Raw genomic sequence first — 14511 nt, 5'->3', positions numbered from 1 at the left:
CGGGTTAGACGGCTACGCGGTGATCGGCCAGGCCGGACCCGCTGACGCGATAGATGCCGATCTCACCCAACAGGTTAGGCCAAAGACGGCTGCCCAGGTTGTGGCGATGTTCGTGGTCGACGGCCAGGCGTTCTTCCACCTTCGCGCCCTGGGCCAGACACAGGCGCTCGAAGTCTTCGAAGGTGCAGAAGTGGATGTTCGGCGTGTTGTACCAGGTGTAGGGCAGGAAGTCGGAAACCGGCATGCGGCCCTTGGTGGTCAGGTACCAGCGGCAGCGCCAGTGGCCGAAGTTGGGGAAGGTGATGATGCAGGTCTTGCCGACGCGCAGCATCTCCGCCAGGACCTTGTCCGGGTACTTCAGGGCCTGCAGCGACTGGGTCATCACCACCACGTCGAAGCTGTTGTCGGCGAAGTTGCCCAGGCCCTCGTCGAGGTTCTGCTCGATCACGTTGACGCCGCGCTCGATGCACTTGGCGATCTTCTCCGGGTCGATCTCCAGGCCGTAGCCGCCGACCTGCTTGTGGTCGCGCAGATGGGCCAGCAGTTCGCCGTCGCCACAGCCGAGGTCGAGCACGCGACTGCCGGCCGGGATCCATTCCTGGATGATTTCCAGATCCGCTCGCATATCAGACCTCGATCCGGTTCATGTAGGCGCTGAAGCCCTGCAGGTAGCGCGGGATCGGCATGAGGAAGGCGTCGTGGCCCTGCGGCGCGTCGATCTCCAGGTAGCAGACGTTCTTCTTCGCCGCCAGCAGGGCGTCGACGATCTCCCGCGAGCGCGCCGGCGAGAAGCGCCAGTCGGTGGTGAAGGACATCAGGCAGAAGTCGGCCTTGGCCACGCTGAGGGTCTTGGCCAGGTCGCCACCGTGGGCGGCGGCCGGGTCGTAGTAGTCCAGCGCCTTGGTCATCAGCAGGTAGGTGTTGGCGTCGAAGCGCCCGGAGAACTCCTCGCCCTGGTAGCGCAGGTAGCTCTCGACCTGGAACTCGACGCTGTGGAAGTCATAGTTGAGCTTGTCGGTCTTCAGCTCGCGGCCAAATTTCTCGCCCATGGCGTCGTCCGACAGGTAGGTGATGTGGCCGACCATGCGCGCCAGCATCAGGCCGCGCTTGGGGATCACGCCCTGTTCCTGGAAGTGCCCGCCATGGAACTCCGGGTCGGTGAGGATGGCCTGGCGCGCCACTTCGTTGAAGGCGATGTTCTGCGCCGACAGCTTGGGCGCCGAGGCGATGCACAGGCAGTGGCGCACGCGCTCGGGGTAGCTGATGGTCCACTGCAGGGCCTGCATGCCGCCGAGACTGCCGCCGATGGTCGCGGCCCACTGCTGGATGCCGAGCTGGTCGGCCAGGCGTGCCTGGCTGTTGACCCAGTCTTCCACCGTCATCACCGGGAAGTCGGCGCCGTAGGGCTTGCCGTTGGCCGGGTTGAGGCTGGACGGGCCGGTGCTGCCATTGCAGCCGCCGAGGTTGTTGAGGCTGACGACGAAGAACTTGTTGGTGTCGATCGGTTTGCCGGGGCCGATGCAGCTGTCCCACCAGCCGGGCTTGCGCTCTTCGGCACTGTGGAAGCCGGCGGCGTGGTGGTGGCCGGACAGTGCGTGGCAGATCAGTACGGCGTTGCTGGCCGAGGCGTTGAGCGTGCCGTAGGTCTCGTAGACCAGGTGGTAGTCGGCCAGGCTGCGGCCACACACCAGCGCCAGCGGCTCGCTGAAATGGGCGACCTGCGGGGTGACCAGGCCAACGGAGTCGGCGGGGAAAACAGTCGGCATCGACCCTGCTCTCGATCCAGGAAAGTGCAGCAGTCTAAAGAGCACGGCCCCCGGCAGCAAGCGCGGGGGCCGTGGCTAAGCGGCTGATTTGCCTAGGCTCAGGCCGGGTCTGCGGCGCTGTGCTGGCGCGGTGCCGCGGGCAGGGTGACGACCTTGCCCTGGCGCTGGATCGGTGCAGGGCGGCGCAGGGCGCGGAGCATCTCGTTGGCCTGGGCCAGCTGGGTCTCCAGTTGCTTGCAATAACCGCTCAGTTGCTGGCCGCGCTGGCGCGCCTGCTGGGTTTCCTGAGCCAAGGCCTTGAGGCGCAGCATGTGGGTTTCCAGCATCTGCTTGTGCTCGAGGGTGTGCTGCATCAGCGGCATCAGCGCGTCGTTGGCCCACTGCTCGGCGTCCGTGCGCAGGCGCTGGTGCATGCCGATGACTTCCTGCACCAGGGTGGCGAAGAAGCGCTTGGTCAGGCTGCGCTGCTCGGTGAGCAGGGTCTTCAGGTGCAGGCGGAACTGGTCGGCCTTGCCGCGCAGCTGCTTGAGCTCGCGCAGGTAGCGCTGGCTGTTGAACTGCGGCGCGTCGACGCCGTGCAACGGGTTCTCTTCGTTGTGCCGGCGGTAGATGGCGGCGACCATCTTGTTGGCCATCTCCGCTTCCTGCGCCAGGTTGCCGAGGTCGTGCTCCACCGAATGGAAGAACTGCACGATGGCCTGGTTGATGCCCAGGGTGGTCCAGCTGCCGGTCAGGCCGTGGCGTGCCTGGGACAGGTGTTCCTCCAGGCGCTCCGGGCGCACCGCGGTGCGCAGCAGGTCGCCCTGGCGCTTGAGCAGGCGCTGGTTGGTCTTCAGGCCGAGCAGGCGCTTGTGGTGCAGGCTGTGGTCTTCCTTGGTCTTGGCGGTCAGCTCGAACAGCAGCTGGCCGTTGTCGTGCTGGTGGCTGTTGAGCAGGTTCTGCTGCTCGCGCACCTTGTCCAGGCGCAGGCTGAGCACGTGCTGGCTGTTATTGAGCAGGGCCAGCACCTGGTTGACCACGCGCTCCTCGAGCAGGCGCTCCTTCTGCGCCACGATGCGCTCGCACAGCAGCTGCTCCAGATTGGCCAGTCGGCTGCGGTCGAGCAGTTCCTCGTCCTTGCGCACCTTGGCGATCAGCGCCTGCTTGGCCGACAGCGGCAGCACGCTGGCCGCGGGGATGCCGAGCTGCTTGGCGGTGGTGTTCTGCACCAGGCCGATGGCCTTGTTGACGTACTCCTCGCCGGCCAGGTCGTCCCACAGCACGTCGATCTTGTTCAGCACGGCGAACAGGCTGGCCTGGGTGTCCTCGTCGAGCTGGCGGATATGTTCCTTCCAGATCGCCATGTCGCTGGCGGTGACGCCGGTGTCGGCGGCCAGCAGAAAGATGATCGCCTGGGCGCTGGGCAGCATCGACAGGGTCAGTTCCGGCTCGCTGCCGAGGGCGTTGAGGCCGGGCGTGTCGAGGATGCGCAGGCCCTGGCGCAGCAGCGGGTGGTCGAAGTTGACCATGGCATGGCGCCAGGCCGGCACCAGCACCTGGCCGGGCTTGCCGGCCGGCTCCAGCATGTCCGGCAGGAAGCCGAGCTGGATCGCCTGCTCGACCAGCATCGGCTTGGTCTTGGCCACCTGGGCGAAGGCCAGTGCCATGTTGTCCGGGTCGCTCGGGTCTAGCGGGATGTTCACCCAGTGCCGCGGGATGCGCTTGAACTGCGCCACGCTGGCGTCGGCCATGCGTGTCTCGATCGGCAGCAGGCGGATGTAGGAACGTTCCGAGCGCGGGTCGAAGAACAGCTCGGTGGGGCACATGGTGGTGCGCCCGGCGTGGGACGGCAGCATGCGCTGGCCGTATTCGGAGAAGAACAGGCTGTTGATCAGCTCGGTCTTGCCGCGGGAGAACTCGCCGACGAAGGCCAGGGTGATGTGGTCGGTGCGCAGCAGCTTGAGGGCGCGCTCCAGACGGGCATCCATCGCCTCCGAGCCGAGGCGGTTGTGCGCCAGCCAGCTGCGATAGCGGGTGATCTCGCGCATCAGCTCGCGCTTCCAGGCGACGTAGGCATCCACCTGCTGGCTGAGACGTTCCATGCTCATCCCGGGCACTCCTGCTTCGAAGGTCGGTTGGGTTGGCGCGCAACGGCAGGAAAAGCCCGCGGCTTTGCCGGAGATGGCGGCATTATGCGATGAGAGGCGTTTGCGTCAATCGCTGCGCTTCACAACTTCGGCTCGAAGGTCGCTCAGGACGACCGGGCGGTCATGCCCGGCAGGTCCGGCAACTGGCGCGGGGCGCGGATGCGCACGCGCTTCTGCCGGTTCAGCTCGCCGCTTTCCAGGCTGACCTGGCTCTTGGCGACGCCGAAGGCGCTGGCCAGAAAGGCCAGCAGCTGGGCATTGGCCTTGCCTTCCACCGGCGGCGCGGTGAGGCGAATCTTCAGGCGTTCGCCGTGCAGCCCGGCGAACTCGTCCTTGCTCGCCTTGGGTTGCAGGTGGCAGTCGAGGATCAGGTCGTCGCCGTCCCAGCGGAACCAGCTAGAAGCGGTCCTCAAATTGGCTGCGCTCGGTGATGCTGCGTTAAAAACGGCTTCGGAATGCTCATTTACAGCTCGTAAACTCCGCTTCCTCAGCCATTTTTGCCTTGCCTGACCTTCGCTCGCCGAATTTGAAAACCGCTTCTTAGATGAAGGGGCTGAGGATCGCCGGCATGCCGGTCATGGCGGCCAGGTTGCCGATCACGAAGCGGTCGATCAGATTCAGCGCGATGAAGGCGAAGATCGGCGAGATATCCAGGCCGCCGAGGTTGGGGATCAGCTTGCGGAACGGCACCAGCAGCGGCTCGCAGATCTGGTTGACCAGTTGCGCGCCCGGGTTGTAGCTGCCGGGAGCGACCCAGGAGAGGATCACGCTGATGATCATGGCGAAGAAGAATATCTTCAGGAACAGCGAGGTCACCGCGATGATCGCCCACACCAGCAGCTGCAGGCCGACCGCCAGCGGGTTGTAGCCGGCGATCAGCACGACCACCACCATCAGCACCAACTGCACCAGGATCGCCAGGATCAGCGAGGCCAGGTCGAGACCGCCGAAGCCGGGGATGATCCGCCGCAGCGGCTTGAGCAGCGGCTGGGTGGCTTTCACCGTGAACTGGCTGAGCGGGTTGTAGAAGTCGGCGCGTACCAGCTGCAGGATGAAGCGCAGCAGCACGATCAGCAGATACAGGCTGCCCAGCGTCTGCACGATATAGATGAGGGCTTCAGCGAATCCGGACATGGAAGTTCCTTATTGACCCAGTTGTTCGGCGAGTTCGGCGGAGCGCCGGGCGGCGGCGTCCAGGGCCTGTTGCACCAGGGCCTCGAAGCCGCCGGCCTGGAAGGTCTTGATCGCCGCCTCGGTAGTACCGTTGGGCGAGGTGACGCGGCGCCGCAGCTCGGCGGCCTCGACGTCGCTCTCGGTGGCCATGCGCGCGGCGCCGAGGGCGGTGTGCAGGGTCAGCTGGGCGGCGGTGTCGCGCGGCAGGCCAAGCCTCTCGCCGGCGGCGGTCATCGCCTCGATCAGCAGGAAGAAGTAGGCAGGGCCGCTGCCGGAGACAGCGGTGACGGCGTCGATCAACTGTTCCTCATCCAGCCACAGGGCCAGGCCGACGGCGGCCAGCAGCTGTTCTGCCTGTTGGCGTTGGGCGGAGGATACCCTGGCGTTGGCATACAGGCCGCTGACGCCCTGGCGCAGCAGCGCCGGGGTGTTGGGCATGCAGCGCACGATGGCCACGTCGCCGAGCCAGGCGCTGAGGCTGGCGCAGGTGATGCCGGCGGCGATGGAGACGATCAGCTGGCCCGGTTGCAGGCTGGGCGCCAGGGCCTGGCACACGCCCTTGAGCACCTGCGGCTTGGTCGCCAGGACCACCACATCGGCGCCGGCGATGGCTTCGGCGTTGCTCTCGAACAGTTCGATGCCATGTTCGGCGGCGACCTTGGCGCGCTGCTCGGCACCCGGATCGCTGGCGCGGATATGGCCGGCCGGGATGCCCTGGGCCAGCAGGCCGCCGATCAGGCTGGCGGCCATGTTGCCGGCGCCGATGAAGGCGATACGCGGATGAGTCATGTACATGCTTCCTTTATAGGGAGGGTGAGCCATAGTCGCGGGCACCGAACAGCGCGGTGCCGATGCGCACCCAGGTGGCGCCTTCGGCGACAGCGGCCTCCAGGTCCTGGCTCATGCCCATGGACAGGGTGTCGAGGTTCGGGTTCAGCGCGTCGCGCAGCTGGCGCAGGCGGGCCAGGGGCTCGCGCTGGGCCTGCGGATCGTCGCTCGGTTCGGGGATTGTCATCAATCCGCGCAGGCGCAGTCGCGGCAGTTGTGTAACCGCCTGTGCCAGCTCGGACAGTTCTTCGGGAGCACAGCCGGACTTGCTGGCCTCGCCGCTGACATTCACCTGCAAGCAGATGTTCAGCGGTGGCAGGTGCGCGGGGCGTTGTTCGGACAGGCGCTGGGCGATCTTCAGGCGGTCCACCGAGTGCACCCAGTGGAAGTGCTCGGCGATCGGCTTGGTCTTGTTCGACTGGATGGGGCCGATGAAGTGCCAGATCAGGTCCAGGTCGGCCAGCTCGGCCTGCTTGGCCAGGGCCTCCTGCAGATAGTTTTCGCCGAAGTCGATCTGCCCGCCTGCATGCGCCTCGCGCACCGCCTGCGCCGGCTTGGTCTTGCTCACGGCGAGCAGGCCGATTGCCTGTGGATCGCGCTGCGAGGCTTGCGCCGCCTCACGGATACGCTCGCGAACCTTTGCAATATTCTCTGCTATCGTGGACATTACTCGCGCTCTATAGCCCGCCCGTCAGGGGTCTGCGGCATTCTACCTGCTTGCATGTGATTGGGGAGTCCCATGGATATTACCGAGCTGCTTGCCTTCAGTGCCAAGCAAGGCGCGTCGGACCTGCACCTCTCGGCGGGTCTGCCGCCGATGATTCGTGTCGATGGCGATGTACGGCGGATCAACCTGCCGGCGATGGACCACAAACAGGTCCACGCGCTGATCTACGACATCATGAACGACAAGCAGCGCAAGGATTACGAGGAATTTCTCGAGACCGACTTCTCCTTCGAAGTGCCTGGTGTGGCGCGTTTCCGGGTCAACGCCTTCAACCAGAACCGTGGCGCCGGCGCCGTGTTCCGGACCATTCCCTCCAAGGTCCTGAGCATGGAGGACCTGGGCATGGGCGAGGTGTTCAAGAAGATCACCGACGTGCCGCGCGGCCTGGTGCTGGTCACCGGTCCGACCGGTTCGGGCAAGTCGACCACCCTGGCGGCCATGCTCGACTACCTGAACAGCAACAAGTACCACCACATCCTCACCATCGAAGACCCGATCGAATTCGTTCACGAGTCGAAGAAGTGCCTGGTCAACCAGCGCGAGGTGCACCGCGATACCCATGGCTTCTCCGAAGCTCTGCGTTCGGCCCTGCGGGAAGACCCGGACATCATCCTGGTCGGCGAGATGCGTGACCTGGAGACCATCCGCCTGGCGCTGACCGCCGCGGAAACCGGTCACCTGGTATTCGGCACCCTGCACACCACCTCCGCCGCCAAGACCATCGACCGGGTGGTCGACGTGTTCCCAGCCGAGGAGAAGTCCATGGTCCGCTCCATGCTGTCCGAATCGCTGCAGGCGGTGATCTCGCAGACCCTGCTGAAGAAGATCGGCGGCGGTCGCGTGGCGGCCCACGAGATCATGATCGGTACTCCGGCGATCCGTAACCTGATCCGCGAGGACAAGGTGGCGCAGATGTATTCGTCAATCCAGACCGGTGGCGCGCTGGGCATGCAGACCTTGGATGCTTGCCTCAAGGGCCTGGTGTCCAAAGGTCTGGTCAGCCGCGAGGCGGCTCGCGAAAAGGCCAAGACGCCGGAAAACTTCTAACAACAAAGAGGCGGCCGCCCAGGCGGTCGCCGCATACGAGAGATGCGGGGCGGGAAAGATGGAATTTGAAAAGCTGTTGCGCTTGATGGTGGAGAAGGGCGGTTCCGACCTGTTCATCACCGCCGGCGTGCCGCCGTCGATGAAAGTCAACGGCAAGATCATGCCGGTGACCAAGAACCCCATGTCGCCGGAGCAGACCCGCGAGACCGTGCACTCGGTGATGAACGAGCAGCAGCGCCGCGAGTTCGCCGAGAACCACGAGTGCAACTTCGCCATCAGCGCCCGTGGCGTCGGCCGCTTCCGGGTCAGCGCCTTCTACCAGCGCAACCTGGCCGGCATGGTGCTGCGTCGCATCGAGACCAACATCCCGACCATCGACGACCTCAAGCTGCCCGAGGTGCTGAAGAAGCTGGCCCTGACCAAACGCGGTCTGGTGCTGTTCGTCGGTGCTACCGGTACCGGCAAGTCCACCTCGCTGGCGGCGATGATCGGTTACCGCAACAAGAACACCAGCGGCCACATCATCTCCATCGAAGACCCGATCGAGTACATCCACCAGCACCAGAGCTGCATCGTCACCCAGCGCGAGGTGGGCATCGACACCGAGTCGTTCGAGGTGGCGCTGAAGAACACCCTGCGCCAGGCGCCGGACGTGATCCTGATCGGCGAGATCCGTACCCGCGAGACCATGGACTACGCCGTGGCCTTCGCCGAGACCGGTCACCTGGCCCTGGCCACCCTGCACGCCAACAACGCCAACCAGGCGCTGGACCGCATCATCAACTTCTTCCCGCCGGATCGACACAACCAGGTGTGGATGGACCTGTCGCTCAACCTCAAGGCCATCGTTGCCCAGCAACTGGTGCCGACCCCGGACGGCAAGGGCCGCCGCGCGGTGATCGAGGTGCTGATCAACACCCCGCTGGCCGCCGACCTGATCCGCAAGGGCGAGGTGCACGAGCTCAAGGGCCTGATGAAGCGCTCCACCGAGCTGGGCATGCAGACCTTCGACCAGGCGCTGTACAACCTCTACACCCAGGGCGAGATCACCTACGAAGACGCCCTGCTCTACGCCGACTCGGCGAACGACCTGCGCCTGCTGATCAAGCTGGGCTCGGAGTCCGATGGCGATCACCTGACCAGCATGAGCGAAGGCCTCAGCCTGCAGGCCAGCGAGGAGGACCCCGGCCGGCGCTTCCGCTGATCAGCCTGCCGCCGGCGCCAGCTGGCGCGCCCGCGTCAAGGCGGCGACCAACTCGTCGAAGCGCTGTTCGCCGCCATCACCCGCCCGCAGCACCGCTGCGGGATGCGGTGCCACCACCAGCCAGCGCTCTTCATGCCTGAACGGCTCGGCGAAGTCCGCCAGGCGCAGGCGTTGCGGCTCGTAGGTCTGCAGCAGCGCTGCCAGTGCGGTCTTGCCGAGTGCCACCACCACCTGCGGCGTCACCTCTGCCAGCTCGTCGCCCAGCCAGCGGCGACAGGCTTTTATCTCTCCCGGTTTCGGCGTCGCATGCAGGCGCGTGGCGGCGCGGCTGTTCGGTCCGCCGCGCGGGAGCCATTTGAAGTGCTTCACCGCGTTGGTCAGGTAGACCCTCTCGCGGGGTATCCCGGCCTGGTCCAGCGCGCGCTGCAGCACCTGGCCGGCGGGGCCGATGAAGGGGCGCCCGGCCAGGTCTTCCTGGTCGCCCGGCTGTTCGCCGACCAGCATGATCCGGGCATCGCGCGGCCCTTCGCCAGGTACCGCGCAGGTGGCGCCGCGCCAGATATCGCAGGCGCGGCAGTCGCCCAGCGAGGTGCCGGGTGCGCGCTGCGGCTGGGCCCTGTCGCTGGCGATCAGCACTTCCTTGCCCGCGCGCTCGCCGACGCTGGCGGTCTGCGCCAGGCGCTGCTGGCCGGCGCGGGCCTGGCTCATCAACTGCGGGATCAGCGGGCCCTCGGGCAGATCCTTCCAGAAACGTACCGGCATGTTGCTTTCCAGTACGTCACGGTTGAGTCGCGCCGGGTTGAAGGTGGCGCCGTAGTAGGCCAGCCACAGCTCGGCACCGGGGTCTTCCGCGCCGCGCGCCAGTTCGCGCAGCTCAATGGGGCAGGGGCGCAGGATGCGCATCTGCGCACCGTCCCACAGCGCCGCGGCGTCCGGCGTGGCGATCAGCCAGGTGGCGCGGCCCAGGCGTTCGGCGAAATGTTCGACGGCAATTTCCAGGATGTCATGGGCCGGTTCGTGCCAGGCGACGAAGGCCGGCGCTCCGGATTCGGCCGGGCGCTGGCGAAAGCGCAGGAAGGCGTGCATGTGGTGAGCTTCGCGGTACACGCTCTTGATGCGCCGCTGCAGCACGCTACCGTCGCGGTCACCGGCCAGCATGGCGGCGCGGTCGCCCTGGCTGACGCGCCAGAGAATCCGGTAGAGCAGCGCCCAGCGATCCTCGGCGCGAAAGCGTGCGGCGTTCTCCAGCAGCTCGGGCAGTTCACGTGGGATGCGCGGGGCGGCGGGCGAAGAGGCCTGCGCTGGCTCTGGCGCGAGGCCGGCAAACAGGCTGTCGTCATCCTTGCCCGCTTGCCAGTTCACCGCATGCGGTGGGATGCCCGCCTGCAGCAGGCGCCGAGCCTCGCTGCGCCAGCCGGCGAAGCTGCCATCGAAGTGCGCCGCCTGCATCACCACAGAGCCATCTGCGCCGGCGTGTCGCTGAGCTGGCGACGCAGCACGGCGGATTCCAGGGTGGCCTGCTGCGGGCGGTAGTCCTGGGTGACGATGAAGGGTTTGACCTTGTCCATGGCGCAGCGCAGGCGCACCACATCGGCGTAACGGATGCGCCGCTGGCGCCGCAGGTCGACCAGGCGCTTGGCGCTGAGCATGCCGATGCCGGGGACGCGGGCGATCATCGCCGGTTCCGCGCGGTTGAGGTCGAGCGGGAACTGCGCGCGATTGGCCAGCGCCCAGGCCAGCTTGGGGTCGATATCCAGGGCCAGGTTGCCCGGCGTGGCGATCAGCTCCTGGACGTTGAAGCCGTAGCCGCGCAGGAGGAAATCCGCCTGGTACAGGCGGTGTTCGCGCAGCAGTGGAGGCGCCTGGAATGGCACGCTCTTCGGGCTGTGCGGGATCGGGCTGAACGCCGAGTAATACACGCGCTTGAGCTTGTAGGCGCCGTACAGGGTCTGCGCGGTGTCGAGGATGGTGCGGTCGTCGGTGTCGTCGGCGCCGACGATCATCTGCGTGCTCTGCCCGGCCGGGGCGAAGGCCGGGCCACGGGTTTCCTCGTTGGCCTGGTCGACGCCGAGGCGGATCGTGCCCATCGCCTGCTTGATGGTGCCGACCTTCTTCTCCGGCGCCAGGCGGATCAGGCTGGCCTCGCTGGGCAACTCGATATTGACGCTGAGGCGATCGGCGTAACGGCCGGCCTCGGCGATCAGTTCGGGGGAGGCATCGGGAATGGTCTTCAGATGGATGTAGCCGCGGAACTCGTGCTCTTCGCGCAGCAGGCGGGCGACGCGCACCAGTTGTTCCATGGTGTAGTCGGCCGAGCGGATGATGCCCGAGCTGAGGAACAGGCCGCTGATGCAGTTGCGCCGGTAGAAGTCCAGGGTCAGGCATACCACTTCCTCGGGAGTGAAGCGGGCGCGTGGCACGTCGCTGGAGCGGCGGTTGACGCAGTACTGGCAGTCGTACAGGCAGAAGTTGGTCAGCAGGATCTTCAGCAGCGCCACGCAGCGGCCGTCCGGGGTGAAGCTGTGGCAGATGCCCATGCCGTTGGTGGCGCCCAGGCCGGATTTGCCGCGCGAGTCACGTTTGGGCGCGCCGCTGCTGGCGCAGGACACGTCGTACTTGGCCGCGTCGGCCAATACGGTTAGCTTGTCGATGAGTTCCATGGATAGCCAAATACTGTATTTGCATACAGTATTTGTTCAATCGCTTGCCGGCGCAAGCGCTCGCGGCGGCCGGTTGTCGGCGGCGCGGTTTTTCATCACGCAAGGAGTTCACATGCAACGACAGGACACCCACAGCAAGGTCATCGGCTATCTGCTGTGGATCTTCGGCTTTCTCGGCGCGCACCGCTTCTACTACGGCAAGCCGGTGACCGGGACCATCTGGTTCCTCACCCTGGGCCTGTTCTTCATCGGCTGGATCATCGACCTGTTCCTGATCCCGGCCATGGATCGCGAGGCCGATCTGCGCTTCACCGCTGGCGATACCGACTACAACGTGGCCTGGATCCTGCTGACCTTCCTCGGCGTGTTCGGCGTGCACCGCATGTACCAGGGCAAGTGGATCACCGGGATCATCTACCTGTTCACCGGTGGCCTGTTCCTGCTCGGCGTGCTCTACGACTTCTGGACCCTGAATACTCAGGTCTCGATCAAGAACGCCTCCCGCGCCTGAGAACCTGCTTAAAGCCTGCTGCGCGTCGGAAAAACTGCGTTGGAAGTGGCTTCGGAATGCTCATTTACCATTCGTAAACTCCGCTTCCTCAGCTACTTCCGCCTTGTTTTTCTCTAGCTCGCGAGCCTTTAAGCAGGTTCTTGTTCGTGCAGAAAAAAGCCCGCCAATCGGCGGGCTTTTTCATGGTCGGGCGTTTAGCCCTGATAGCTGAGACGGCCGTCCACCAGGGTGTAGCGCACCTGGCCGGGCAGGCAGTGGCCGATGAACGGGCAGTTGCCGCCCTTCGAGCGCCAGGTCTCGCCGGCCAGGGTCTGGCCCTCGGCATCGAACAGCAGCAGGTCGGCCGGGGCGCCAACGGCCAGGCGGCCGGCAGGCAGGCGCAGGGCCTTGGCCGGGCCGCTGGTGAGGCGGGCGAGCAGGGTCGGCAGATCGAGCAGGCCGTCCTGGACCAGGGTCAGGGCCAGCGGCAGCAGCAGCTCGACGCTGCTGATGCCCGGCTCGGTGGCACCGAACGGCGCCAGCTTGGCATCCGGCTCATGGGGCTGGTGGTGGCTGGCGATGCTGCCGATCACGCCGTTCTTCACCGCCTCGCGCAGGCCGTCACGGTCGAAGGCGGTGCGCAGCGGCGGCTGCACGTGGTACAGGCTGGAGAAGCCGAGCAGCGCCTCGTCGGTGAGGATCAGCTGGTACATGGCCACATCGGCGGTCACCGGCAGGCCGCGGGCCTGGGCGGCGGCGATCATCTCGGCGCCGCGGGCGCTGGTGATCTGGCTGAAGTGGGCGCGTACGCCGCTCTGTTCGACCAGCAGCAGGTCGCGGGCCAGGGCCACGGTCTCGGCGCTTTCCGGAATGCCCGCCAGGCCGAGGAAGCTGGCCGTGGCGCCTTCGTGGGCCAGGCCGCCGTCGGCGAGGTCAGCGTCCTGGGAGTGGAAGATCACCGTCAGGTCGAAGGTGGCCGCGTATTCCAGGGCGCGGCGCAGGGTGCGGTTGTTGGCCAGGGGCGCCAGGCCGTTGGCGAAGGCCACGCAGCCGGCGTCGCGCAGGGCGACCAGCTCGGCCAGCTGCTCGCCGGCCAGGCCCTTGGTCAAGGCGCCGATGGGGAACACCTTGGTGTGCCCGGCTTCCTGGGCGCGGTCGAGGATCAGCTCGGCCACGGCCGGGGTGTCCAGCACCGGTTTGGTCAGCGGCGGGCAGCACAGGCTGGTGACGCCGCCGGCCGCGGCGGCCAGGGTCTCGCTGGCGATATTGCCCTTGCGGCTGTAGCCGGGCTCGCGCAGGGCCGCGGACAGGTCGACCAGGCCGGGGCTGGCGATCAGACCGCGGGCGTCCAGCTCCTGGTCGGCGCTGAAGCCGGCCGGCGCGTGGTCGAAGGCGACGATCTTGCCGCCGTCGAGGTAGAGATCGCGGGCCTGGTCCAGGCCGCTGGCCGGGTCGATCACCCGGGCTCCGAGGATTCGCATGCGCATCAGTTGTGCTCCTCGGCGTTGATTTGGCGCTGGGTGGCCTGGCCGCTCATGGCCATCGACAGCACGGCCATGCGGATGGCGATGCCATAGGTGACCTGGTTGAGGATCACCGACTGCGGACCGTCAGCCACCGCCGATTCGATTTCCACGCCACGGTTGATCGGCCCCGGGTGCATCACCAGGGCGTCCGGCTTGGCCAGCTTGAGGCGCTGCTCGGTGAGGCCGTAGAGGCGGTAGAACTCGCCTTCGCTGGGCAGCAGGCCACCTTGCATGCGCTCGCGCTGCAGGCGCAGCATGATCACCACGTCGACGTCCTTGAGGCCTTCGGCGAGGTCGCTGTAGACGGTCACCCCGTACTGCTCGATGCCCACCGGCAGCAGGGTCTTCGGCGCGATCACGCGGATGTCCGGGCAACCGAGGGTCTTCAGCGCCAGCATGTTCGAGCGCGCCACCCGCGAGTGCAGGATGTCGCCGACTATGGCGACGGACAGATTCTCGAAGCCGCCCTTGTGGCGGCGGATGGTGAGCATGTCGAGCATGCCCTGGGTCGGGTGCGCATGGCGGCCGTCGCCGCCGTTGATGATCGCCAGGTTCGGGCACACGTGCTCGGCAATGAAGTGCGCGGCGCCGGAGTCGGCGTGGCGTACGACGAAGATGTCGGCGGCCATGGCTTCGAGGTTGCGCAGGGTGTCGAACAGGGTCTCGCCCTTGCTGGTCGAGCTGGTCGACACGTTGAGGCTGATCACGTCGGCCGACAGGCGCTGGGCCGCCAGCTCGAAGGTGGTGCGGGTGCGCGTGGAGTTCTCGAAGAACACGTTGCACACGGTCTTGCCGCGCAGCAGCGGGACCTTCTTCACCGCGCGGGCGCCGACTTCGAGGAAGGAGTCGGCGGTGTCGAGGATTTCCGTCAGCAGCTCGCGGGGCAGGCCGTCGAGCGAGAGGAAGTGGCGCAGCTGGCCCTGGTCGTTGAGCTGCAGCGAGCGCTTGGCGTCGATGGGCATGG

Annotated in this window: 14 protein-coding genes; 3 read left to right on the top strand and 11 right to left on the bottom strand. The window is 66.5% G+C overall.

From position 1 onward, the window contains the following. Positions 1-4: 4 nt before the first annotated feature. The 7 genes from metW to FFS62_RS15055 all read right to left on the bottom strand — a co-directional run bounded on the left by metW (position 5) and on the right by FFS62_RS15055 (position 6560). Positions 5-625: a methionine biosynthesis protein MetW gene (metW, locus tag FFS62_RS15085; protein WP_137973652.1), complete on the bottom strand. Its 621-nt coding sequence runs from the start codon at positions 623-625 to the stop codon at positions 5-7. A 1-nt stretch (position 626) separates the two neighbouring features. Then, positions 627-1766, bottom strand: a complete 1140-nt coding sequence (locus tag FFS62_RS15080; RefSeq protein WP_137973651.1) for a homoserine O-acetyltransferase — start codon at positions 1764-1766, stop codon at positions 627-629. Between the two features lie 98 nt (positions 1767-1864). Beyond that, positions 1865-3853, bottom strand: coding sequence for a dynamin-like GTPase family protein (locus tag FFS62_RS15075; RefSeq protein WP_137973650.1), 1989 nt, complete (start codon positions 3851-3853; stop codon positions 1865-1867). A 143-nt stretch (positions 3854-3996) separates the two neighbouring features. Further along, positions 3997-4305, bottom strand: coding sequence for a DUF167 domain-containing protein (locus tag FFS62_RS15070; RefSeq protein ID WP_137973649.1), 309 nt, complete (start codon positions 4303-4305; stop codon positions 3997-3999). Between the two features lie 127 nt (positions 4306-4432). After that, positions 4433-5026, bottom strand: coding sequence for a YggT family protein (locus FFS62_RS15065; RefSeq protein ID WP_137973648.1), 594 nt, complete (start codon positions 5024-5026; stop codon positions 4433-4435). Positions 5027-5035: 9 nt separating this feature from the next. Continuing rightward, the gene (gene proC / locus FFS62_RS15060; RefSeq protein ID WP_137973647.1) at positions 5036-5854 is read right to left on the bottom strand and encodes a pyrroline-5-carboxylate reductase; all 819 of its coding nucleotides are present in this window, start codon (positions 5852-5854) and stop codon (positions 5036-5038) included. Positions 5855-5867: 13 nt separating this feature from the next. Beyond that, the gene (locus tag FFS62_RS15055) at positions 5868-6560 is read right to left on the bottom strand and encodes a YggS family pyridoxal phosphate-dependent enzyme (protein WP_137973646.1); all 693 of its coding nucleotides are present in this window, start codon (positions 6558-6560) and stop codon (positions 5868-5870) included. A 72-nt stretch (positions 6561-6632) separates the two neighbouring features. On the opposite strand from FFS62_RS15055, the gene FFS62_RS15050 reads away from it, so the two are divergent. Together FFS62_RS15050 and FFS62_RS15045 are read left to right on the top strand one after the other, a co-directional pair. Then, a complete protein-coding gene (locus FFS62_RS15050) occupies positions 6633-7667 on the top strand; it encodes a type IV pilus twitching motility protein PilT (RefSeq protein ID WP_137973645.1) in 1035 nt (344 codons plus the stop codon). A 58-nt stretch (positions 7668-7725) separates the two neighbouring features. Beyond that, positions 7726-8871 carry a PilT/PilU family type 4a pilus ATPase gene (locus FFS62_RS15045; protein WP_137973644.1) on the top strand — a complete coding sequence of 382 codons (1146 nt, stop codon included), beginning with the start codon at positions 7726-7728 and terminating at the stop codon, positions 8869-8871. Here the strand turns inward: FFS62_RS15045 and FFS62_RS15040 are convergent, their stop codons facing one another. Continuing rightward, complete coding sequence (locus FFS62_RS15040) at positions 8872-10320, bottom strand: UdgX family uracil-DNA binding protein (RefSeq protein WP_137973643.1); 1449 nt, start codon at positions 10318-10320, stop codon at positions 8872-8874. Further along, positions 10320-11531 (bottom strand): putative DNA modification/repair radical SAM protein, encoded by a 1212-nt coding sequence (locus tag FFS62_RS15035; protein WP_137973642.1) that lies wholly within the window; start codon positions 11529-11531, stop codon positions 10320-10322. The genes FFS62_RS15040 and FFS62_RS15035 overlap by 1 nt, the downstream gene beginning before the upstream one ends. Positions 11532-11643: 112 nt before the next feature. Between FFS62_RS15035 and FFS62_RS15030 the strand changes: the two genes are divergently transcribed. Then, positions 11644-12042 (top strand): TM2 domain-containing protein, encoded by a 399-nt coding sequence (locus FFS62_RS15030; protein ID WP_137973641.1) that lies wholly within the window; start codon positions 11644-11646, stop codon positions 12040-12042. Positions 12043-12236: 194 nt separating this feature from the next. On the opposite strand, the gene FFS62_RS15025 is transcribed toward FFS62_RS15030, so the two are convergent. Next, positions 12237-13508, bottom strand: coding sequence for a dihydroorotase (locus FFS62_RS15025; protein WP_137973640.1), 1272 nt, complete (start codon positions 13506-13508; stop codon positions 12237-12239). Further along, entirely contained in the window at positions 13508-14509 is a 1002-nt protein-coding gene (locus tag FFS62_RS15020; RefSeq protein ID WP_137973639.1) for an aspartate carbamoyltransferase catalytic subunit, read from the bottom strand. Before FFS62_RS15020 ends, FFS62_RS15025 begins: the two co-directional genes overlap by 1 nt. Between the last annotated feature and the right edge of the window lie 2 nt (positions 14510-14511).

The sequence above is a fragment of the Pseudomonas sp. F(2018) genome (assembly GCF_005508865.1).
Taxonomy (GTDB): Bacteria; Pseudomonadota; Gammaproteobacteria; order Pseudomonadales; family Pseudomonadaceae; genus Aquipseudomonas.
Note: the sequence above shows the minus strand (reverse complement) of the source record. Positions and strands in the feature narration are given on the sequence as shown.